We start from the raw sequence: 21,857 nt of genomic DNA, 5'->3' as shown, positions 1-21,857 counted from the left end.
GGTGGCGGCCCCGGCTAGGCGCCCGATTGGTCCGACCTGTGCGTTGGCTGTGCGCCGCCAGGCAGTGTCACCGCGAATTCGGTGTGACCCGGCGCGCTGTCCACGTCGATGCGGCCTCCGTGTGCCTTGACGACCGCCGCGACGATGGCCAGACCCAGCCCGGTGCTGCCGCCGCGGCGTGAGCGGGAGGAATCACCGCGGGCGAACCGCTCGAAGATCTCCGGCCGCAGTGACGGCGGGATGCCGGGGCCGTTGTCGGTCACGGTCAGCACGGCGCCACCGCCGTCGGCGACCGCGAGCGACGTCGTCACCGAGGTGCCGGGCGGGGTGTGCACCCGCGCATTGGCCAGCAGGTTGGCCAGCACCTGGTGCAGACGGGCCTCGTCGCCGTCGACCACCACCGGCTCCTCGGGCAGGTCCAGCGACCAGAGGTGTTCGGGGCCGGCGGCGTGCGCGTCGCTGACCGCGTCGACGACCATCCGGGACAGGTCGACCGGTTCGCAGTCCAGGGGCCGGCCCTCGTCGAGGCGGGCCAGCAGCAGCATGTCCTCGACCAGCCGCGTCATCCGCGCCGTCTCGGATTCCACCCGGTTCATCGCGTGCGCGACGTCGTCGGGCAGCGCGTCCGAATGACGTTGCGCCAGTTCGGTGTACCCGCGGATGGCGGCCAGCGGGGTGCGCAGTTCGTGGCTGGCGTCGGCAACGAACCGGCGCACCCGGGTCTCGCTGGCCTGCCGCGACGACAGCGCCCCGGCGATGCGGTCGAGCATCCGGTTCAGCGAGGTCCCGAGCCGGCCGATCTCGGTGTGCGCGCTCGCCGGGTCGACGTCGACGATCGGTGTGGGCAGCCGCACCTCGCCGCGGTCGAGTTCGAGGTCGGCCACTTCCCGCGCGGCCTCCGACACCCGCGACAGCGGCGCCAACTGCCTGCGGATGATCCACACCCCCGCCGCGGTGGCGACGATCAGCGCGATCGCCGCCACCACGCAGAAGATGACCAGCACAGTGAGCAGTGTGTCGTCGACATCGGAGGTCGGCAGACCGGTGACGATGACCTCCGCCGGTCCCCGGGCGGGCAGCGCAAGGACCCGGTACCGGCCAAGCCCGTCGAGGGTGACGCTGTGCGGCGTCTCGTCGACCGGCACCCCGGCGAGCTGACGGGCGGCCACATCACTGATTTCCACGCGCGCGCCGTCGGCGGTGATCACGCCGGCGTCGACCGGGGCGCCGTGAGAGACCACCGCACCGACCGTGCGGACCGCCTGGCCCGGCGCGTTGAGGAAGGCGGGCCCGGGTCCGGTGTCGTCGCGGATGATCCGCCGGTGCGGAAACTCCGGCGGCGGCGGGTACCGCGTGCCCGGCATCATCATCGGCGGCGGCGGACCGAACACGAACAGGCCGGCCGAGCGACGCGCGGTCTCGGCGAGCTGGGTGTCGAGCTGATTTACCAGAAACCGCTGAAGGGCGATCTCAGTGCCGACCCCGACCGCGGCACACACCAGCGCGAGCAGCACGATCTGCGTCGCCAGCAGGCGGCCGCGCAGTGACCACGTGCGCGGGGCCAGCAGCCGCGTGCGGCCGGCCGGCTCAGCGAGCGGCGGGTTTGAGGACATACCCTGCGCCGCGCAGCGTGTGGATCATCGGGTCACGGCCGCTGTCGATCTTCTTGCGCAGGTACGACACGTACAGCTCGACGATGTTGGAGCGGCCGCCGAAGTCGTAGCTCCAGACCCGGTCGAGGATCTGCGCCTTGCTCAGCACCCGCTTGGAGTTGCGCATCATGAACCGCAGAAGCTCGAACTCCGTTGCGGTCAACGTGATCAGCTCACCGCCGCGGGTGACCTCGTGGCTGTCCTCGTCGAGCACCAGGTCGCCGACGACGATCTTCGCGCCGCCGGTCTCGGCGACCCCGGTGCGGCGCAGCAGGGCGCGCAGCCGCAGCACCACCTCTTCGAGCGAGAAGGGTTTGGTGACGTAGTCGTCGCCGCCCGCGGTCAGCCCGGCGATACGGTCCTCGACCGAATCCTTGGCGGTGAGCAGCAGCAGCGGTAGGCCGGGGATCTGCTCCCGCAGCCGGGCCAGCACGTCGAGCCCGCTCATATCGGGCAGCATGACGTCGAGCACCACCACGTCGGGCGGATTCTCGCGGGCCAGCGCGATCGCGGACGCGCCGTCTCCCGCGGTCGCGATGTCCCAGCCCTCGTAGCGCAGCGCCATCGAGACGAGTTCGGCGAGCACCGGTTCGTCGTCCACGACGAGCACCCGCACCGGGTTGCCGTCGGCGCGGCGCATGACCGACCGCTCGGTGTCGGTCTGGTTGGGGCTCATGGCTCCATTATTCGCGTCGCGATGGGCCGGCCCTGTGCGTTGTCTATGCGCGCGCTGTGAGACGGCGCCGAATTCACACTCGGCGCACAGCGTGCACCCATACTGGGCCCGCAGACTCGTGGGATGACTGACGTGTGGGGTTCGCCCGCTGAGGGGCGTTGGAGCGTCCGGGAGACCGCGGCGGCCGTCGCGGTGGCCGCCGTCATCGCCGCGCTGGGCGGCGGCGTGATCTACGCGGCCACCGACGAGGGGACCGCGGGCCCCGGCTCGCACCAGTTCGGTCCGCCGCCCGGCGGCTTCGGCGGCCAGGGCGCACCGCCACCGCCGCAGCCCTGAGCCAGCGGGGGCGGACGCCTCTCTCTACCCTCTAGCCCATGCAGCCTCGCACCGGCAGTCGCCGATGACGCGCTTCCTCGCGCGCAGGCTGCTCAACTATGCGGTGCTGCTGGCGCTGGCGTCGTTCCTGACGTTCACGCTCACCTCGCTGACTTTCTCGCCGCTGGACAGCCTGCTCGAGCGCAGCCCACGTCCGCCGCAGGCCGCGATCGACGCGAAGGCCGCTGAACTCGGCCTCGACAAGCCCATCCCGCTGCGATATGCGCAATGGGTCGGCGACGCGGTGCGCGGCGACTTCGGCACCACCGTCACCGGTCAGCCGGTGTCCGAGGAGCTGTGGCGGCGCATCGGCGTCAGCCTGCGGTTGCTGGTCATCGGATCGGTGCTGGGCACGGTGATCGGCGTGGTCGTCGGCGCGTGGGGCGCGGTCCGGCAGTACCGATTGTCCGACCGGGTGATCACGCTGGTGTCGCTGCTGGTGTTGTCGACGCCGACGTTCGTCATCGCCAACCTGCTGATCCTCGGTGCGCTCAACGTCAATTCGTGGCTGGGCGCGCAGCTGTTCGAGTACACCGGCGAAACGTCGCCCGATGCCGTCGGCGGGCCGTTCGACCAGTTCGTCGACCGCCTCCAGCACCTGATGCTGCCGACGGTCACGCTCGCACTCGCCGCCATCGCGGGGTTCAGCCGCTATCAGCGCAACGCGATGCTCGACGTGCTGGGCCAGGACTTCATCCGCACCGCCCGCGCCAAGGGCCTCACCCGGCGCCAGGCGCTGTTCAAACACGGTCTGCGCACCGCGCTGATCCCGATGGCGACGCTGTTCGCCTACGGGGTGAGCGGACTGGTCACCGGCGCGGTGTTCGTCGAGAAGATCTTCGGCTGGCACGGGATGGGCGAATGGGTGGTGCAGGGCATCGCCACCCAGGACACGAACATCATCGCGGCGATCACGGTGTTCTCCGGCGCGACGATCCTGTTGGCCGGGTTGCTGTCCGATGTGATCTATGCGGCGCTGGACCCGAGGGTGCGTGTGGCCAGATGACGGATTCGACGTCCACCAGCGCCCGCTCCGGCCTGCACACCGAGCGGTTCGCCTCGCGACGCACGCTCGTGCGGCGCCGGTTCCTGCGCAACCGGCCCGCCGTCGGCGCCCTGATCTTGCTGGTGCTGATGTTCGCCGGCTGCTACCTGTTGCCGCCGCTGCTTCCGTACAGCTACACCGAACTCGACTACTACGCGCTGCAACAGCCGCCGTCGGGAGAGCACTGGTTCGGCACCAATGCGCTGGGCCAGGACCTGCTGGCGCAGACGTTGCGCGGCATGCAGAAGTCGATGCTCATCGGCGTCGCCGTCGCGTTCATCTCCACGATCATCGCCGCCACCGTCGGCGCGATCGCCGGCTATTTCGGCGGGTGGCGGGACCGCGCACTGATGTGGCTGGTCGACCTGCTGCTCGTGGTGCCGAGCTTCATCCTGATCGCGATCGTCACGCCGCGAACGCGGGACTCCGGCACGATCCTGTGGCTGATCCTGCTGCTGGCGGCGTTCTCGTGGATGATCAGCTCGCGCATCGTTCGCGGCCTGACGATGAGTCTGCGCGACCGCGAATTCGTCGTCGCCGCGCGCTACATGGGCGTGCCGCACTGGCGGATCATCGTGCGCCACATCGTCCCCAATGTCGCGTCGATCCTCATCATCGACACCGCGCTCAACGTCGGGTTGGCGATCCTGGCCGAAACCGGGCTCAGCTTCCTGGGTTTCGGCGTGCAGCGGCCCGACGTGTCGCTGGGCACGTTGATCGCGGACGGGACGGCCTCGGTGACGACCTTCCCCTGGGTGTTCCTGTTCCCGGCCGGGGTGCTGATCCTGATCGTGTTGTGCGCCAACCTCGTCGGCGACGGCCTTCGCGACGCGATCGACCCCGGTGCGCGGCCGTCCCGGAAAGGCCGGAAAAAGTGAGCCTGCTGGAGGTGTCCGGGCTGACCGTGACTTTCGCGACCGACACCGAGCAGGTGGCGGCGGTGCGGGGGCTGGACTATCACGTCGACGCCGGCGAGGTGGTCGCGCTGGTCGGCGAGAGCGGTGCCGGTAAGTCGGCCGGCGCGATGGCGGTGGCCGGTCTGCTGCCCGAACACGCCGAGGTGGCAGGTTCGGTGCGGTTGCACGGCGAGGAACTGCTCGGCCTGTCCGATGCGGAGATGTCACGCATCCGGGGGCGCCGGATCGGCACGGTCTTCCAGGATCCGATGTCGGCGCTGACGCCGGTCTACACCGTCGGTGACCAGATCGCCGAAGCAGTGCGCGTGCACAACCGCGGCCTCGACAAACGCGCGGCCCGCGCCCGGTCGGTCGAACTGCTCGAACTGGTCGGCATCGCCCAGCCGGACCGCCGCGCCCGGGCGTTCCCGCATGAACTGTCCGGCGGTGAGCGACAACGGGTCGTCATCGCGATGGCGATCGCCAACGATCCCGATCTGCTCATCTGCGACGAGCCCACGACCGCACTCGACGTGACCGTGCAGGCGCAGATTCTCGACGTGCTGCGGACCGCGCGCGACGTCACCGGAGCCGGCGTCCTGATCATCACCCATGACCTCGGGGTGGTCGCGGAGTTCGCCGACCGGGCGCTGGTGATGTACGCCGGCCGCGCGGTCGAGATGGCCACGGTGTCCGAGCTCTACACCGCACGCCAGATGCCCTACACCGTCGGACTGCTGGGCTCGGTGCCGCGCCTGGACGCATCGCAGGGTGCGCGGCTGGTGCCCATCCCCGGGGCGCCGCCGTCCTTGGCGGCCCTGCCTCCCGGCTGCCCGTTCGCGCCGCGCTGTCCGCTGGCGATCGACGAATGCCGGGCCGCCGAACCGGAGCTCATCGAGGTGGCGCCGGGTCACCGGGCGGCGTGCATCCGCACCGAACACGTCGCGGGTCGCGGCGCCGCCGAGGTGTACGGCGTGTCCACCACGCCGCATTCGTCGCCCGCACCGACCGGCAGCCCGGTGGTGCTGCGGGTGCGTGATCTGGTGAAGACCTACACCCTGACCAAGGGCGCGGTGTTCCGGCGCCAGATCGGCGAGGTCCGCGCCGTCGACGGCGTCAGCTTCGAACTACAGCAGGGCCGCACACTCGGAATCGTCGGGGAATCCGGCTCGGGCAAATCGACCACGCTGCACCAGATCCTCGAACTCGCGCCGCCGCAGGCCGGCTCCATCGAGGTGCTCGGCGCCGACGTGTCGTCGCTCGGGTCGCGGGAGCGGCGTGCGTTGCGCGGTGACCTGCAGGTCGTGTTCCAGGATCCGGTCGCCTCACTCGACCCGCGGCTACCGGTATTCGAGGTTCTGGCAGAACCGTTGCAGGCCAACAACTTCGACAAAGCCGCCGTCGACGACCGGGTGGCCGAGCTGCTTGGGATCGTCGGCCTGCGCCGCGAGGACGCGAGCCGGTACCCGGCCGAGTTCTCCGGCGGGCAGAAGCAACGCATCGGTATCGCGCGGGCATTGGCCACCCAGCCGAAGATCCTCGCCCTGGACGAACCCGTTTCCGCACTGGACGTGTCGATCCAGGCCGGCATCATCAACCTGCTCCTGGACCTGCAGGAGCAGTTCGGGTTGTCCTATCTGTTCGTCTCCCACGACCTGTCGGTGGTCAGACACCTCGCCCACCGGGTGGCGGTCATGCACAAAGGTTCGATCGTCGAACAGGGCGACGGCGACCAGATCTTCACCGCCCCCCGGCACGACTACACCCGGCGTCTCCTCGCGGCGGTGCCGCAACCGAGCGTCTCGCAACGTTAGAGTTTGTGCGCATGACGCGACGCCTGCTCTCCGCCGCCCTCGTGGCCACCCTGCTCCTGGCCGGCTGTTCGGGCGGGAACCAGGAGAGCGCCCCGGCGCCCGGCGGTGACGCCGCGGTCGGCACCACCAACGACATCAACCCCCAGGACCCGGCCACGTTGCGCGACGGCGGCAACCTGCGCCTGTCGCTCAGCGGCTTCCCGCCCAACTTCAACACGCTGCACATCGACGGCAACCTGGGCGAACTGGGCGGGCTGCTGCGGCCCACGATGCCGCGCGCGTTTTTCATCTCGCCGTCCGGGGAGACCACCGTCAACAAGGACTACTTCACCGATGTGGCGCTGACGGGAACCGATCCGCAGACGGTGACCTACACGATCAATCCCAAGGCGGTATGGAGCGACGGCACCCCGATCACCTGGGAGGACATCGCCAGCCACATCAACGCCCAGAGCGGTAGGGACAAGGCGTTCCTGATCGCCGCCCCCAACGGCACCGAGCGGGTCGCCTCGGTGACGCGCGGCGTCGACGACCGCCAGGCGGTCGTCACGTTCGCCAAGCACTACGCCGACTGGAAAGGCATCTTCGCGGGGAACACCATGCTGTACCCGAAGAGCATGACCGCGACGGCCGAGGCGTTCAACACCGGCCAGCTCAACGGTCCGGCGCCGTCGGCAGGCCCGTTCCTCGTCAGCAACGTCGACAAGGCCGCCCAGCGGATCACGTTGAGCCGCAACCCGAAGTGGTGGGGCGCGGCACCGAGACTCGACACGATCACCTACACGGTGCTCGACGATGCGGCGAAGATCCCTGCGCTGCAGAACAATGCGCTCGACGCGGTGGGCCTGGCCTCGCTGGACGACCTCACGATCGCCCGCAAGACCAACGGGGTGTCCATCCGCCGCGCCCCGGCGCCCAGTTGGTACCACCTGACGCTGAACGGCGCACCGGGGTCCATCCTCAGCGATCCGGCGCTGCGCACGGCCATCGCCAAGGGCATCGACCGCCAGGTCATCGCCGATGTCAGCCAACGCGGCCTGGTGAACACCCCGACCAAGCTGGACAACCACATCTACCTGGCGGGCCAGGAGGGTTACCAGAGCAACGGCATCCCGTTCGATCCGGAGGCCGCCAAACGCGAACTCGACGCGCTCGGATGGCGCCTGAACGGACAGTTCCGAGAGAAGGACGGCAGGCAACTGGTGATCCGCGACGTCTTCTACGACGCGCAGAGCACCCGGCAGATCGCCCAGGTGGCGCAGAACCTGCTCGGTCAGATCGGCGTGAAACTCGACCTGATCTCGGCGCCGGGTGGTGCCCTGTTCACCCAGTACGTCACGCCGGGGAACTTCGACATCGCCCAATTCGCCTACGTCGGTGAGGCGTTCGCGCTGGCAAGCTTGACGCAGATGTACGCGTCCAACGGTGAGGGCAACGTCGGCAAGATCGGCAGCCCGCAGATCGACGCCCAGATCGAGAAGACCCTGTCCGAACTCGACCCGGCCAAAGCCCGCGAGCAGGCCAACGAACTCGACAAGATGCTGTGGGCCGAAGTGCACAGCCTGCCGCTGTACCAATCGGCCGGCAATGTCGCCGTGCGCAGCAATATCGCCAACTACGGTCCGGCCGGCATCGGCGACTTGGATTACACCAAGATCGGCTTCATGAAGTAGCCCGGCTTCGGTTCCGGGTGATTCAAAGCAGTGCCAGGGGCCGTGGCCGGTCGATAGAACCGAAGCCATGACGACTGTGGAGAACACCCGCGCCCTGCCCGGCTCGCCCGAGTTCGCTGTCCTGCTGGCCCAGATCGCGGCGGGCGCACGCGACAGGGATCTACAGGACGAGAACCCCTTCGAACAGGTGGGCACCCTAAAGCGCGCCGGGTTCGGCACCGTGCGAATCCCTGAACACCTCGGCGGCGCGGGATTCACCGTGCCGCAATTGTTTTCGACGATCATTGACCTGGCCGCAGCCGACCCGATCGTCGCGCACATCTTCCGCGCCCACTTCTGGTTCGTCGAGGAGCGGCTGCGCACCGTCGACGACCCGGCGTCGCGGCGCTGGCTGAAGGAGGCGGTGGACGGCAGGACCTTCGGCAATGCGTTCAGCGAGAAAGGCGGGTCGGCCGTCGGGAGCCTGGTGTTCAACACCCGCCTGCTGCCCGACGGGCAGGGCGGATACCGGCTGGGCGGCGAGAAGTACTACAGCACCGGCACCCTGTTCTCGGACCATCTGACGGTGACCGCGACCACCGACCACGATTCGGTGGCGACGGTCGTGGTGCCCACCAACCGCGAGGGCGTCGGCGTGGTGGACGACTGGGACGGCTTCGGTCAGCGGCGTACGGGCACCGGCACCACCACGTTCACCGATGTCGCGGTGTCCGCCGACGAAGTGCTCACCGATGCACCGTACGACGCCGAGGCCGAGCCGACCGTGCAGTTCGCTTTTCTGCAGCTGTTCATCCACGCGGTGGTCGCGGGCATCCTGGAGAACGTGGTCGAGGACGGCATCGCGCTGCTGGAGTCGCGTGAGCGCAATTTCAGCCATGCGGTGGCCGAGCGACCGGCCGACGATCCCCTGTTGCAGCGTCAGCTCGGCGAGCTGGCCAGCACTGCCTACATCGCCAGGGCGGCCGTGCTGGATGCCGCGGCGATCATCGGTGCGGCCACCGACTCGGCGGTCGACGGTGTCCCGGATGCTCGCCTCGCGCAGCAGGCGCAGCTCGCCGTCGCGAAAGTGAAGGTGCATCTGGACACGGTCGCTCCGGAGGCCGCCAGCCGACTGCTGGAGCTCGGCGGCGCGAGCGCGGCGAGCCGCACGCGCAATCTCGACCGGCATTGGCGCAACATCCGCACGATCACCCTGCACAACCCCGTGGCGTACAAGGCGCGGGCGATCGGCGAGAACCTGTTGCACGGCACGCCTCTTCCGGCGAACGCCTACTTCTGAGCAGTTTGTCGGGTCAGCTGTTGGGGCGCTTGACGGCCTTCTTGGCGGGAGCCTTTGTGGCTGGCGCTTTCTTGGCCGGTGCCTTCTTGGCCGGTGCCTTCTTGGCGGGCTCGGCTTTCTTCGCCGCGGGCGGCGGCGCGGCGGGCTCGGCCGTCTTCTTGGCTGGCGCTTTCTTGGCGGGCGCCTTCTTGGCGGGCGCCTTCTTGGCCAGCGGAGCCTTGGCGGGCGGGGTCTTGGCCGGGGTGGCCTTGACGGGGGTGGCCTTCGCCGGAGGGGCCTTCTTCGTCGGCGCGGTCTTGGCCGCCGGGGTGTTGGCGGCTTCGGTCTTCGCCGGGGTCGCCTTCACCGCAGCCTTTTTGGCCGGTGCCTTCTTGGCGGGTGCTGTCTTGACGGGCACAGTCTTGGCGGGCGCCTTCTTCGCGGGAGGCGTCATGTTCGCGGCTTCTGTCTTCGCCGAAGTCGCCTTCACCGCAGCCTTCTTCGCCGGCGCCTTCTTGGCGGGTGCCTTCTTCGCGGGCGCCTTCTCGGCGGATTCGGCGTCCTTCCCACTGCCGGCCGGCAACGCGGCGGGACCACCGTCGCCCTTGTCGTCACCGTCGGACGACGAGCCGATGCCGACGCGCTCGGCGGCCCCCTCGACCGCGTCGCGCGTCCGCTGCGCCAGCTCTCTCAGCGCCGCTCCCACGGACGTGAGCAGATCGGTGACGCGCTGTTGCAGCGGCGCGCCGTTGTCTTCTGATGACACCATGGCCTCCCGTTTCAGGTATGAGTTCTAGGCCCCATACCCGTTTTCGCCGAGACCTCACGTGTCACGCGCCACGGTGATGCGTCAGAGACGCTGAAATCACCCCTCAGACGGTCAACTCGATGTGGTGGGCGTCGGGTACCGCCGCATAGCGCTGCGGGCTGCACGTGAGCACGATCACCTGCCCGGCGCCGCCGATCACGTCGAAGACGGCGCCCATCTTGGTCAACCGGTCCGGATCGGTGAAGCCCAGAGCATCGTCGATGATGACCGGCACCGAATCCTCTTTGGCCACCAATGCCGCCCCGGCGAGCCGGGCCACGATGCCCAATTGCTCCTTCGCGCCACCGGACAGCGACTCGTACGGCACCGTACGGCCGGCCAGCGTGCGATTGCAGATTCGCAGATCGCTGTCGATCTCGACCTCGAAGCTGTCGCCGAACACCAGCCGCCCCAGCCGTTCGACTTCACGGCGGAACGGATCGACGTAGCGTTCCCGCGTCGCCGCGCGGTGCCTGCTCATCACCGAGCGCAGTAGTTCGACCGCACGCGCCCTGCGATGCACCCGCAGATAGTCGGATTCGGCGTGCTCACGTTCGGCATGGGCGCTGTCCAATTGACCCTGACGGCCTTCGGTGCCGTAGACCTTGAGCGCCGCGGTGACTTCACGCAGCGTCTCGGCGGTGTCCTCGTGGCGGGCCTGCAGCGCCCGCTCACGTCGGGTCACATCGTCGAGGGTGGCTTCGACTGCGTCCGGGGCGCACCGCGCGAGTTCCTCGCGAAGTTGGGCGGCACGCGCGGCGGCACGCGCGGCCACCTCACCGTCGGCTTCGGCCGACACCGACAGGGCATCGTCGGCGATGACGGCACGCGCCGCGGCCAACCGTTCGGTCGCGATGTTCAGCTCCGCCTGCGCGGCGGCGAGCTTCTCCCGCACGACACCGAGACGAGTGGCCTTCTGCCCCAACTTCGCCGACGCCGCGACAGCGACCTTGCGGTGGGTCTCGCATTCACCGATGGCCCGCTGGTGCGCGGCGACAGCAGCGGCGAGCGCGGCGCGGGCCGAGGCGGCGTCGGCGGGGCCCTCGAGATCGAACAGTCCCTCGGCATCCGGTTGTCCGTCGCGCAGTTCGGCGAGCCGCGCACGCAGATGCTCCGCGGTGTCGTCACCGGTCAGCGCCTCGACCGTCGCGCGCAGCGTGGCGCGGGTCTGCGCCAACTCTCGGCGCCGGTCATGCAGGGTGCGCGCGGTCGCGACGTCGGGGGCGCCGGCTGCCTGCAGCGCAGCCGACAGCTCGGCGTTGGCCGCGTCGAGCCGCGCCTGGGTCTGCACCGCCGGAGTGCCGGGAACCACCCGCGCCGTCAAGAGACCCGGCACGGTGATCTCGGTCGGAGAGGTCGCGTTGGCCGACCAGGCCTGCCCGGCGGTCAGCCGCACCGGCTCGTCCCCCACCCGCACCTCGACCTCCGTGAAGGCCTCGAGTTCTATTCGCGCCGAGGCGAGTTCGGCCTGCCCCGCCGCCCGCTCGACGGCAAGAGCCGCGGTGTCGACGACACGCATCGAACTGTCGGTCACCGTGATCCCGGCCAGTTCGGTCTCGACGGCCGTCAGCTCGCGCAGCGCGGCGTCGATCTTCGCCAGCCGCCCCGCCAGCCGGTCGGCCTCGTCGCGGTCGGAAAGGCGTTGCGCCACAGCGCGCGCGGCGTCGACACGGGCGTGATGCTCCTCGACCGCGGCCCGCGCCTTGTCGGCAGCCTGCTCGGCCGCCTCGTCGACCTCGCGGGCGCCGGCTTCCTCCCCGACGGCGGCGGCGACGGTGGCCTCGAGTTCGACGATCGCGGTGCGGCGTTCGTCGATGTCGGCACGCAGCCGGCGGCGCTCGGTGACCGCGGCGAGCGATGCCGTGCGGGTGTCCTCCGCCGCCTTCGCGATGACGCCGGCCTCATCCACCTGCCGGCGCAGCACCGCGACCGCCTCGGCGGCTTTGCGCGCTGCCGTCGACTCTCCGGCGAGCGCGGTGCGCTCCGCCGTCAGCTCCGCCAGTTGTTCGGTCAGCGCGGCGTGCCGGCGCACCGCGTCGTCGACTTCACCGACGGCGGCCGCGCATTCGGCCACCTCGGCCTCGGCCGCCTGCAACCGCTTGGTCGCCGCGGCCCACTCCCCCGTCGGCCGACCCGTGGCCGTGAAGTACCGGCCGTACTCCTCGTCGATACGGTCGATGAGGAGGGGTTCGGCTCCCGACATGGTGGCCGCCTCGCCCGCGGCCACGTCGAGCGCGCGGGCCAGCGCGTCGGAACCCGACAGGTCGACCGCGGCGGTCGACGCGGACTGCCAGACCCGTTGGGCCTGCCAGAGATCCATGTCGACGGTCTGCTCGAGCAGGGCGAGCGCCCGTTCGTGCGCCTCGTCACCGGTGAGCTGTTCGCGCTGCGGGGCGAGCACGGTCAACTCCGTCTCGGCGCGCTTGTGGAACCGCTTGCGGTAGACGAAACGATAAGGTCCCGTGGATATTTCGGCGCTGATCTCGGCGCCCACGTCGGCGTGGGTGGGTTTGACCAGCTTGACTTCCTTCTTGGACGAGCGGTCCTTGGCGGCGAAGAGCAGATCCAGCGCCTCGATCATCGAGGATTTGCCGATCTCGTTGGCGCCGCTGATCACCACGACACCGCGGTCGGGGAACTCGATCTCGCGGCGGCTGATACCGCGGTAGTTGGTCAAGACCAGACGGTGCAGCTTCATGCGACCTCGCTCCGCTCGACCAGGCGCAACAGCAGCGCCAGTGCGGCGCGGGCGTCTTCCGCGGTGTCCCCGTCGGCGCGCGCGGCCTCGACCAACTCGTCGACCGCTGCGGCGGCGAACCCGCCGATACCCAGATCGTCGAATTCACCGTCGGCGGGCAGGACCGCGATGTCGGTGCCGCGCTCCCACACCGTCAGCGCCGCGAACAGCAGGGAGTACCGGTCCAGACACGCATCGAGAGCGGCCTTGTCCGTGACGGTCAGCGACCCGGTCAGCCCGACGCGCACCACGGTGCGCTCCTTGTCCGGCATCAGGTCCAGGTTGAGGTCGAGGTCGGCGATGTCGCGGCTGTTGTCCACCGAACGCGACAGCGTGACGAACCGCCAGCGGCCCAACCGCTCGGGGCGCACGTGCACGGGGCGGCGGTCCTCGTGCTCGTCGATCTCGACGACCAGCACGTGGCCGGAGTCGGTCTCGATGTCGTCATAGTTGGTGACCTCCGGCGAACCCGAGTACCAGACCCGGCCCGTGCCCCCTACGTTCATCCGGGAGTGCTTGTCCCCCAACGCGACATAGTGCACCGCGCCGCGGGCCAACGCCGCCTCGACCGCGGTCAGCCGGATCAGCGACACTTTGTCCTTGCCCGGATCGATGGCGTCGACCGCGCCGTGGCCCACCACGATGCGCGTCGTCCCGTCGGCGGGCAGCCCCTCGAGCACGTCACCGACCAGGTCACTCGTCGGGGCTTTCGACCGCCACGGGGCGGCGACGAGTTCGAGGCCCGGGCGGACCTGGTGGACGCCGGCGCGGTCGAGCACCGTGACGTTGGCCGGGCGCTCCGCGGTGAACAGCGCGCTGGTGTACACCGACGAGGCGTCCAACGGATCGTGGTTGCCGGGCAGCAGGTAGAGCGGGACACCGATGGTGCGCATGGCCTCGAGTGACTGGCTGACCTCGCGCGGGGACAGCTGGTTGTGCTCGAACACGTCACCGGCGACCACCACGAACTCCGCTCCGGCGGCGGCCGCGGCCGCACCGACAGCCACGACCGCGTCCCGCCGGGCCGCCGAATAGCGGGGCTGCGCCTCACCGTTGAGGAAGTGGCGGGTCATCCCGAGCTGCCAGTCGGCGGTATGCAGAAATCGCATGTGGGCCCGTCCCTTTCCCCTCGTGGCGTGTTCGTCGTGCTGTGCATGGCGAGTGTATGGCCGGGCACCGACAACTCAGCGGACGTCGACCGGCAGGTTTCCGCGCGACCTAACGTGGACGGGGTGAGCACCGACATCCGCACCCTGGTACTGCTCCGGCACGCCAAATCCGACTACCCCACCGGCGTCGGCGACCACGAACGGCCGTTGGCCCCGCGGGGAATCCGCGAGGCAGCGCTGGCCGGCGACTGGCTGCGCGCCCACCTGCCGCCCCTTGACGCGGTGCTCTGCTCGACCGCCACGCGGACGCGCCAGACTCTGGAGCGGACCCGCGTCGACGCCCCCGTGTACTACGACGACCGGCTCTACGACGCCACGCCGGGCACCGTGATCGACGAGATCACCAAGGTGGCCGAACATTTCGACACCCCGGTGTCCACGCTGCTGGTGATCGGCCACGAACCGGCGATGTCGAGCGTCGCGCTCGGGCTGGCCGCGGTCGAGGACAGCGACTCCGCGGCGGCCCAGGACATCGCCGCGAAGTTCCCCACCTCGGCGATGGCGGTGCTGCGCACACAACAGCCGTGGGACCAGCTGGCGCTCGGCGGCGCCGCGCTGGTCACCTTCCACGTACCGCGCTGACGGGCGATTTCGGCGTGTGCGGTCGCGCCCAGCGCGACCCAGCACGCCGAAATCGCACCTAGGAGTTGGTGGCGAGCGTCAGCTCCATCAGCTTGATCGCCATCCCGCAGGCGTCGATACCGGGAGCCTGCGGGTTGACCCACCAGCCGACCACGCCGCCGGCATCGCTGGCCACGCCGCAGGAGCCGTTCGGATCCCCTGGCCGCATCACGATCGACGGCACGCCGGCCACCGACCTGTTCTCGATCTGGTACTTGAGCTTCTCGGCCGTCTCGCGCTCGTTGTCGAGGCTGCCTTCCTCGAACCAGAAGCGGGTGATGTCGATGAGACCGGCGGGGTTGCCGGCCTGCCAGCGGCAGACCGCACCCACGAACGTGCTCTGGATGTCCAGCGGATCAGCGCCGACGGTTTCGGCGAGGATGTCCTCGGTCAACACGTCACACTCTTTGAGCAGGTTCGGATACTGCCGCTCGGATTCGTTGTTGCTCGGGCCGCCGCCGGAACCGGCGCGCGCCGCGGTGCCCTCGACGGTGCGGGTGCAGCCCAGCAGCATCGTCAGCGCGGCGAGCAGGGCGAGCACGGCGGCCAGCGACCGTGCGGAGCGGCTCATTGGGAGTTCACAATCGATTGACGGGTGAGTTCCTTGGCGACCTCGCACGGGTCGGGGAACGGTTTCTCGGCGAAGCTCACCGACCACTCGATGAAGTCGTTGTCGAACTGGATGCCGATCTCGCACAGGTTGGTGCCCAGTGTCAGATCGTCACCCGTGGCGATGAACCCGTCGTGGCCCTCGATGTTGATGTCCTCGACGCTGGTGCGCGACAGCTCCTCGGTCTTGCGCTCACGCCCGATGGGGCTACCGCGGAACCAGGTGAACGAGAAGTGCGGGCCCATGATGCTGCCGCCGGCCAGCCACTGGCAGCCCACCGACGTAGTCGCGGTGTTCACCAGCCCGGGCACCTCGGTGAGCTGGGTCATGGTCTGGTCGGTGATACCGCCGCACTGCGGGAAGAACGGGCCGTGCTTGATGTTGTCCTGCTGGGCCTGCGTGCTCTGCGGCACCTCGCCGGGCGCTGCGGGCTCGTCTGAACCGGAACAGGCAGCCAACACCAGGATCACGGCCGCCGCCAGCGCGGCCAGCGCTTTCGCGTTGCGGGTGCGCGTGCTGGGGGTCACGCCATGCACTGTAGCGCCAGCGCTGATCGTGAACCACCGACATGCCGGTTGACCTGCAATTTCGTTCGGTGTGCGACAGTAGCGGGATGCTTTGGGGCCTGCTGCGGCAGTACGCGCAGCCGTACCGCGGGCTGCTCTCGGTGGTCGCCGGACTCCAGGTCGTCAGCACGCTCGCCTCGCTGTACCTGCCCACCGTCAACGCCGCGATCATCGACGACGGCGTCGCCCGGGGCGACACCGCGACCATCGTCGAACTCGGAATGGTGATGCTCGGCGTGACCGCGCTTCAGGTGGTGTGCGCGGTCGGCGCGGTGTACTTCGGCTCGCGCGCGGGCATGGGCTTCGGCCGCGACCTGCGTTCGGCGATCTTCGACCGGGTGACGCGGTTCTCCGCCGAGGACGCCGCCCGATTCGGGGCCCCTTCCTTGCTCACCCGCACCACCAACGACGTCGGCCAGATCCAGCTGCTCGTCCAGCTGACGTGCACGATGCTGATCACCGCACCGATCATGTCGGTGGGCGGGATCTTCATGGCCGTGCACCAGGACGCCGGACTGTCGTGGCTGCTGCTGGTGAGCATTCCGGTGCTCGCGGTGGCCAACTACTGGATCGTGTCGCACCTGCTGCCGATCTTCCGCCGGATGCAGCAGCTCATCGACAACATCAACCGGGTGATGCGCGATCAACTCACCGGCATCCGGGTGATCCGCGCCTTCGCCCGTGAGCCACTCGAACGCGCCCGCTTCGGCGAGGCCAACCAGACACTGTCGGACACCGCGCTCGACGCCGGCCGCTGGCAGGCGCTGATGCTGCCGGTCACCACGCTGGTCATCAACATCTCCAGCGTCGCACTCATCTGGTTCGGCGGGCTGCGCATCGACGCCGGCCAGATGCAGGTCGGCTCACTGATCGCGTTCCTGTCCTACTTCATGCAGATCCTGATGGCCGTGCTGATGGCCACGTTCATGCTGATCATCATTCCGCGGGCCGCGGTGTGCGCCGAACGGATCGGCGAGGTGCTCGGGACGCAGCCCGGCATCGCCACCCCGCCCGACGCCGTCCGGCCGGAGTCCGTGCGCGGTGAGGTCCGCCTCGAGGCGGCCACCTTCTGCTACCCCGGCGCGGACCGCCCGGTGGTGGCCGACGTCTCCCTGACCGCGCGGCCCGGGACGACCACGGCGATCGTGGGGTCCACCGGGTCCGGGAAGTCGACCCTGATCTCGCTGATGTGCCGCCTCTACGACGTGACCGGCGGACGTGTCTGCCTCGACGGAATCGACGTGCGCGACTACGACATCGAGCAACTGTGGTCGGCGATCGGGCTGGTGCCGCAGCGCGGATACCTGTTCTCGGGCACCGTCGCCGACAACCTCCGATACGGCAAGTCCGACGCAGATGAGGACGAGATGTGGACGGCGCTGCGGGTGGCCGACGCCGACGGCTTCGTGCGCGCGCACGCCGACGGCCTGCAGATGCGGGTCGCGCAGGGCGGGATGAACTTCTCCGGCGGGCAGCGCCAGCGCCTGGCGATCGCCCGCGCCGTCATCCGCCGGCCCCCGGTGTACCTGTTCGACGACGCCTTCTCCGCGCTCGACGTGCACACCGACGCCCGGGTGCGCGCCGCGCTGCGTGAGGTGTCGGCCGAAGCCACCGTGATCGTCGTCTCGCAGCGGCTGTCCACCGTCACGCAGGCCGATCAGGTGATCGTCGTCGACGACGGCCGCGTCGTGGGCGTCGGTACGCACGATTCGCTGCTCCTCGAATGCCCCACCTACGCCGAGTTCGCCGAATCGCAGTCGGTCGGCGCCGATGTGGGCGGCCACCCGTGACCGGGCCGATGGGACGGCCGATGCGCGGTCTGCCGCAGGCGCCGGCCGAACGCACCCGCGATTTCAAGGGTTCCGCCGTTCGCCTGGTCCGCCGTCTCACGCCGCAGCGCACGCTGACCGCGGCGGTGATCGGCCTCGGCGTCGTGGGAATCGCGCTCGGCGTGCTCGGCCCGCTGATCCTCGGGCACGCGACGGATCTGTTGTTCAACGGGGTGATCGGGCGTCAGCTGCCCGCGGGCCTGACCAAGGAGCAGGCGATCGAGGCGGCCCGGGCCCGCGGGGATTCGGCGTTCGCCGACCTGCTGTCGGGGATGGCGGTGGTGCCCGGACAGGGCGTGGACTTCGGCGCCGTCGCCCGCACGCTGGCGCTGGCACTCGGGCTGTATCTCGTTGCCGCACTGATGGTGTGGATCCAGGCCCGGCTGCTGAACGTCACCGTGCAGCGCACCATGGTCACGTTGCGCTCCGACGTCGAGGACAAGGTGCACCGCCTGCCGCTGTCCTACTTCGACACCCGCCAGCGCGGGGAGGTGCTCAGCCGCCTCACCAACGACGTCGACAACATCCAGACCTCGCTGACGATCACGATCAGCCAGCTGCTGACGTCGCTGCTGACGATCGTCGCGGTACTGGTGATGATGCTGACGATCTCGCCGCTGCTGGCCCTGATCACCGTGCTGACCGTGCCGCTGTCGCTGTTGGCGATCCGCTGGATCACGCAGCGTTCGCAGCGGCTGTTCGTCGCGCAGTGGCGAAACACCGGCCGCCTCAACGCCCACATCGAGGAGACCTACAGCGGCTTCACGATCGTCAAGACCTTCGGGCACCGCACCGCCGCGCAGGACAAGTTCCGCGACCTCAACGACGACGTGTACGAGTCCGGCTTCGGCGCCCAGTTCTTCTCCGGTCTGGTGTCACCCGCGACGGGGTTCATCGGGAACCTCAGCTACGTGGCGGTCGCGGTGATCGGCGGCCTGCAGGTGGCCGCGGGGCAGATCACCCTCGGCAACATCCAGGCCTTCATCCAGTACGTCCGCCAATTCAACCAGCCGCTGACGCAGGTCGCCGGCATGTACAACACGCTGCAGTCCGGTATCGCGAGCGCCGAGCGGGTGTTCGAACTGCTCGACGCCGACGAGCAGCCCGCCGACCCCGCCGCACACCTGCCCGCCGCGCGCGGCCGAGTGGAGTTCGAGCACGTGAACTTCAGCTATCAGCCCGGCACGCCGGTGATCGAGGATCTCTCGCTGGTGGCCGAACCGGGCAGCACCGTGGCGATCGTCGGGCCGACCGGCGCGGGCAAGACCACGCTGGTGAACCTCTTGATGCGGTTCTACGACGTCGACTCGGGCCGGATCCTGCTCGACGGCGTGGACATCTCGACGGTCAGCCGCCACTCCCTGCGGTCGCGGATCGGCATGGTGCTCCAGGACACCTGGCTGTTCGCCGGCACGATCTACGACAACATCGCCTACGGCAGACCTGACGCCGGCGAAGACGAGGTGATCGAGGCCGCCAAGGCGGCCTACGTCGACCGCTTCGTGCACAGCCTGCCCGACGGCTACGACACCCACGTCAGCGACGACGGCGGCTCGATCAGTGCGGGCGAGAAACAGCTGATCACGATCGCGCGCGCCGTCCTCGCCCGCCCCCAGCTGCTGGTCCTCGACGAGGCGACCAGCTCCGTGGACACCCGCACCGAAGTGCTGATCCAGCACGCCATGCACGAGCTACGCCGGGACCGGACGAGTTTCATCATCGCCCACCGTCTGTCGACGATCCGCGACGCCGACCTGATCCTGGTCATGGAGGCGGGCCGCATCGTCGAACGCGGCAGCCACGAGGAGCTGGTGGCCCGTCGCGGCGAATACTGGTCCATGACACGGGTTTAAGCAGTCCGCTGCCCACCATTCCGCGTCCGACCACCGCCGCGGTGCGGCAGGATGCGCGGTATGCCGAGCACCACCGTGCACACCTTCTGCCGTTACTGTCTGGCGTCGTGCGGGGTGGAGGTCACCGTCGAGGACAATCGCGTCCGCAAGATCGCCCCCGACCGGCTCAACCCGCACAGCTGGCACGACTTCTGCGCGAAGGGCCGCACCGCCGACCAACTCGTCGACCACCCGCGACGGATCGTGGCCCCGATGCGCCGGGTCGGCGACCGCTACGTCGAGGCGACCTGGGACGAGGCGATCACCGACATCGCGGCGCGGATGAACGCCGCGATCGAGGCCGACGGGCCCGACGCGATCGGCGCCTACTACGGCAACCCGAGCGGCTTCTCGGGGTCCAACGTCATCTTCATGAACGCCTGGCTCGACGCCGTCGGGACCCGCAACCGCTATTTCGTCGGCTCGGTCGACCAGAACGCGATGCACGTCGTCGCCGAGGCGATGTACGGGTCGATGCTGATGGCACCGGTGTCCGACATCGACAACTGTGACTACTTCCTGCTCGTCGGCACCAATCCCGCAGTGAGCGCATGGAATTGGCTGGAGACCGTGCCGGGTGGGTGGCGGCGTGCGCTGGAGCGCCAGAAGCGGGGTGCGACACTGGTCGTCGTCGACCCGATCCGCACCGAGAGCGCCGCGAAGGCCGACCTGCACCTCGCGGTGCGGCCCGGCCAGGACTGGGCGCTGCTGCTCGCGATGGTGAAAGTCGTGCTGGACGAAGGTTTGGAACACCACGGTGACTGCACGGATCTGGCGGTCGGCGTGCCTGAACTGCGCAGGCTGGCCGCCGACGCCGACCTCGACGACCTGGCGGCGCGCTGCAGCGTGGACCGCGCGACGATCGAACGGGTGGCGCGCGACTTCGCCGCGGCGCCCGGCGCGATGGTGGTCACCCGCACCGGGGTGTCGCTGCACGCGGCGGGCACGGTGGCCGAATGGCTCGGACACGTACTCAACGTGATCACCGGGCGGATGGATCGGCCGGGCGGGCGGCGGTTCGAGCCCGGGTACGTCGACGCGCTGCGGTTGGCGGATCTGGCGAAGGGCAAACCCCACACCAGCCGGGTCGCCGGGCGCGAGATGGTCTCCGGCGCACACGCTTTGGCCGAACTCCCCGATGAGATCACCACCCCCGGCCCCGGTCAGATCAGGGCGATGCTCATCAACTGCGGCAACCCCGTGGTGTCCGGGCCGGACGGCGCCAAACTCGACCACGCCCTGGAAACGCTCGACCTGCTGGTGGTGATCGACCTGGTGCAGCGGGAGAGCCACCGCCACGCGCACTGGCTGCTGCCCGCCGCGCACTGGCTGGAACGCGACGATCTGCTGGCGTTCACCAGCAGCATGCACGACGAACCCTTCGTGCAGTACGGGCGCCGGGCCGTCGACCCGCCGCCCGAGGCGCGCGAGGAATGGCGGATCTTCACCGACCTGACGCTGGCGATGGGGCGGCCCCTGTTCGGGGTGCGGGGTATGAACGCGTTCGTGCGCGCCAGCCGGCGCGCCGCCGCGCTCGCGAAACGCCCTCAGCTGGCGTTCGGCCCGCAGTGGATCAACCGCATCGTGGTGGCGACGGCACGAAAAGTCAACGGCCGCAAGCTCCGATGGCGCGACGTGGTGGGCAGTCCACACGGGCTGGTGCTGGGCCCCCGCGAGTTCGGGCACTTCCGCGACGCGCTGCGCACCCCCGACGAGAAGGTGCACGCTGCGCCGCCGGAGTTCGTCGCGCGGGCCCGCGAACTGCTCGCCGGACCACACCCGAGCGCGCCGGCGGGCTACCCGTTTCAGCTGGGCAGCCGGCGCCACCGGCACTCGATGAACTCGTGGCTCAACGACCTGCCGGGCCTGCATCCGGCCGGCAAGGACAACACGGTCGTCATCCACCCCGACGACGCCCTCGCGCTGGGTGTGGCCGACGGCGACCGGGTGCGGGTGTTCTCCCCCGTCGGCGCCGTGGAGGTGCAGGCCGCCGTCAGCGACCAACCGCGCCGCGGCATGGTGGTGCTTGATCACGGCTGGGGGTCAAGGGTTTTCGACCCGCGCGGCGGTTCGCCGGCACAGTCCTTCGGCGTGAACCGCAACCTGCTGGTCGACGGCTCCGGGCTCGATCCGCTGTCGCAGACCTCCACGCTCAGCGAGGCCTATGTCGGCATCGAGAAGGTCCACTGACTTCGCCGAAACTACGGTTGTTGACGGATCCGGCGCCAAATCCGTC

The 21,857-nt window shown here is 69.6% G+C and carries 17 protein-coding genes; 10 read left to right on the top strand and 7 right to left on the bottom strand.

Annotated elements, in window-relative coordinates:
• Positions 1-14: 14 nt before the first annotated feature.
• A complete protein-coding gene (locus I7X18_RS08535) occupies positions 15-1,613 on the bottom strand; it encodes a sensor histidine kinase (protein WP_193048270.1) in 1,599 nt (532 codons plus the stop codon).
• Entirely contained in the window at positions 1,588-2,292 is a 705-nt protein-coding gene (locus tag I7X18_RS08530) for a response regulator transcription factor (protein ID WP_193048323.1), read from the bottom strand. Before I7X18_RS08530 ends, I7X18_RS08535 begins: the two co-directional genes overlap by 26 nt.
• 159 nt (positions 2,293-2,451) lie before the next feature.
• Here I7X18_RS08530 and I7X18_RS08525 point away from each other — a divergent pair, with 159 nt between their 5' ends.
• The 6 genes from I7X18_RS08525 (at position 2,452) to I7X18_RS08500 (ending at position 9,410) form a co-directional block, all read left to right on the top strand.
• The gene (locus I7X18_RS08525; RefSeq protein WP_193048269.1) at positions 2,452-2,664 is read left to right on the top strand and encodes a hypothetical protein; all 213 of its coding nucleotides are present in this window, start codon (positions 2,452-2,454) and stop codon (positions 2,662-2,664) included.
• Positions 2,665-2,728: 64 nt separating this feature from the next.
• Positions 2,729-3,709 (top strand): oligopeptide ABC transporter permease OppB, encoded by a 981-nt coding sequence (locus tag I7X18_RS08520; protein ID WP_193048268.1) that lies wholly within the window; start codon positions 2,729-2,731, stop codon positions 3,707-3,709.
• The gene (locus I7X18_RS08515) at positions 3,706-4,626 is read left to right on the top strand and encodes an oligopeptide ABC transporter permease OppC (RefSeq protein ID WP_193048267.1); all 921 of its coding nucleotides are present in this window, start codon (positions 3,706-3,708) and stop codon (positions 4,624-4,626) included. The genes I7X18_RS08520 and I7X18_RS08515 overlap by 4 nt, the downstream gene beginning before the upstream one ends.
• Positions 4,623-6,458: an oligopeptide ABC transporter ATP-binding protein OppD gene (locus tag I7X18_RS08510; protein WP_193048266.1), complete on the top strand. Its 1,836-nt coding sequence runs from the start codon at positions 4,623-4,625 to the stop codon at positions 6,456-6,458. Before I7X18_RS08515 ends, I7X18_RS08510 begins: the two co-directional genes overlap by 4 nt.
• A gap of 11 nt (positions 6,459-6,469) precedes the next feature.
• Positions 6,470-8,131, top strand: a complete 1,662-nt coding sequence (locus tag I7X18_RS08505; protein ID WP_193048265.1) for an oligopeptide ABC transporter substrate-binding protein OppA — start codon at positions 6,470-6,472, stop codon at positions 8,129-8,131.
• Positions 8,132-8,198: 67 nt separating this feature from the next.
• Complete coding sequence (locus tag I7X18_RS08500) at positions 8,199-9,410, top strand: acyl-CoA dehydrogenase family protein (protein WP_193048264.1); 1,212 nt, start codon at positions 8,199-8,201, stop codon at positions 9,408-9,410.
• A 13-nt stretch (positions 9,411-9,423) separates the two neighbouring features.
• Here I7X18_RS08500 and I7X18_RS08495 read toward each other — a convergent pair whose 3' ends face one another.
• From I7X18_RS08495 to I7X18_RS08485, 3 genes are all read right to left on the bottom strand, one after another.
• Positions 9,424-10,158 (bottom strand): hypothetical protein, encoded by a 735-nt coding sequence (locus tag I7X18_RS08495; protein ID WP_232375438.1) that lies wholly within the window; start codon positions 10,156-10,158, stop codon positions 9,424-9,426.
• A 103-nt stretch (positions 10,159-10,261) separates the two neighbouring features.
• On the bottom strand, positions 10,262-12,895 hold the full coding sequence (locus tag I7X18_RS08490; RefSeq protein WP_193048263.1) for an AAA family ATPase: 2,634 nt from the start codon (positions 12,893-12,895) through the stop codon (positions 10,262-10,264).
• The gene (locus tag I7X18_RS08485; protein WP_193048262.1) at positions 12,892-14,043 is read right to left on the bottom strand and encodes a metallophosphoesterase family protein; all 1,152 of its coding nucleotides are present in this window, start codon (positions 14,041-14,043) and stop codon (positions 12,892-12,894) included. The genes I7X18_RS08490 and I7X18_RS08485 overlap by 4 nt, the downstream gene beginning before the upstream one ends.
• A gap of 123 nt (positions 14,044-14,166) precedes the next feature.
• Here I7X18_RS08485 and I7X18_RS08480 point away from each other — a divergent pair, with 123 nt between their 5' ends.
• Positions 14,167-14,685, top strand: coding sequence for a SixA phosphatase family protein (locus I7X18_RS08480; RefSeq protein WP_232375437.1), 519 nt, complete (start codon positions 14,167-14,169; stop codon positions 14,683-14,685).
• Positions 14,686-14,743: 58 nt separating this feature from the next.
• Here I7X18_RS08480 and I7X18_RS08475 read toward each other — a convergent pair whose 3' ends face one another.
• Together I7X18_RS08475 and I7X18_RS08470 are read right to left on the bottom strand one after the other, a co-directional pair.
• Positions 14,744-15,295, bottom strand: coding sequence for a DUF3558 domain-containing protein (locus I7X18_RS08475; protein WP_193048260.1), 552 nt, complete (start codon positions 15,293-15,295; stop codon positions 14,744-14,746).
• Positions 15,292-15,870: a DUF3558 domain-containing protein gene (locus I7X18_RS08470; RefSeq protein ID WP_193048259.1), complete on the bottom strand. Its 579-nt coding sequence runs from the start codon at positions 15,868-15,870 to the stop codon at positions 15,292-15,294. Before I7X18_RS08470 ends, I7X18_RS08475 begins: the two co-directional genes overlap by 4 nt.
• Before the next feature lie 77 nt (positions 15,871-15,947).
• Between I7X18_RS08470 and I7X18_RS08465 the strand changes: the two genes are divergently transcribed.
• From I7X18_RS08465 to I7X18_RS08455, 3 genes are read left to right on the top strand one after another with little or no spacing between them, the layout of a single operon-like run.
• Positions 15,948-17,690, top strand: a complete 1,743-nt coding sequence (locus tag I7X18_RS08465; protein ID WP_193048258.1) for an ABC transporter ATP-binding protein — start codon at positions 15,948-15,950, stop codon at positions 17,688-17,690.
• 8 nt (positions 17,691-17,698) lie between these two features.
• A complete protein-coding gene (locus I7X18_RS08460) occupies positions 17,699-19,582 on the top strand; it encodes an ABC transporter ATP-binding protein (RefSeq protein ID WP_193048321.1) in 1,884 nt (627 codons plus the stop codon).
• Between the two features lie 60 nt (positions 19,583-19,642).
• Entirely contained in the window at positions 19,643-21,811 is a 2,169-nt protein-coding gene (locus I7X18_RS08455) for a molybdopterin-containing oxidoreductase family protein (RefSeq protein ID WP_193048257.1), read from the top strand.
• Positions 21,812-21,857 lie beyond the last annotated feature (46 nt).

Origin of the sequence: Mycolicibacterium baixiangningiae, from assembly GCF_016313185.1 — a bacterium.
Classification (GTDB): Bacteria; Actinomycetota; Actinomycetes; order Mycobacteriales; family Mycobacteriaceae; genus Mycobacterium; species Mycobacterium baixiangningiae.
This window is presented reverse-complemented; position numbering and strand designations above follow the sequence as displayed.

Coding starts and splice junctions, on each gene's coding strand:
- I7X18_RS08460 (WP_193048321.1), top strand. CDS start 17,699: ATGGGACGGCCGATGCGCGGTCTGCCGCAGGCGCCGGCCGAACGCACC.
- I7X18_RS08505 (WP_193048265.1), top strand. CDS start 6,470: ATGACGCGACGCCTGCTCTCCGCCGCCCTCGTGGCCACCCTGCTCCTG.
- I7X18_RS08490 (WP_193048263.1), bottom strand. CDS start 12,895: ATGAAGCTGCACCGTCTGGTCTTGACCAACTACCGCGGTATCAGCCGC.
- I7X18_RS08530 (WP_193048323.1), bottom strand. CDS start 2,292: ATGCGCCGCGCCGACGGCAACCCGGTGCGGGTGCTCGTCGTGGACGAC.
- I7X18_RS08525 (WP_193048269.1), top strand. CDS start 2,452: ATGACTGACGTGTGGGGTTCGCCCGCTGAGGGGCGTTGGAGCGTCCGG.
- I7X18_RS08535 (WP_193048270.1), bottom strand. CDS start 1,613: ATGTCCTCAAACCCGCCGCTCGCTGAGCCGGCCGGCCGCACGCGGCTG.
- I7X18_RS08485 (WP_193048262.1), bottom strand. CDS start 14,043: ATGCGATTTCTGCATACCGCCGACTGGCAGCTCGGGATGACCCGCCAC.
- I7X18_RS08515 (WP_193048267.1), top strand. CDS start 3,706: ATGACGGATTCGACGTCCACCAGCGCCCGCTCCGGCCTGCACACCGAG.
- I7X18_RS08475 (WP_193048260.1), bottom strand. CDS start 15,295: ATGAGCCGCTCCGCACGGTCGCTGGCCGCCGTGCTCGCCCTGCTCGCC.
- I7X18_RS08500 (WP_193048264.1), top strand. CDS start 8,199: ATGACGACTGTGGAGAACACCCGCGCCCTGCCCGGCTCGCCCGAGTTC.
- I7X18_RS08495 (WP_232375438.1), bottom strand. CDS start 10,158: ATGGTGTCATCAGAAGACAACGGCGCGCCGCTGCAACAGCGCGTCACC.
- I7X18_RS08520 (WP_193048268.1), top strand. CDS start 2,729: ATGACGCGCTTCCTCGCGCGCAGGCTGCTCAACTATGCGGTGCTGCTG.
- I7X18_RS08455 (WP_193048257.1), top strand. CDS start 19,643: ATGCCGAGCACCACCGTGCACACCTTCTGCCGTTACTGTCTGGCGTCG.
- I7X18_RS08465 (WP_193048258.1), top strand. CDS start 15,948: ATGCTTTGGGGCCTGCTGCGGCAGTACGCGCAGCCGTACCGCGGGCTG.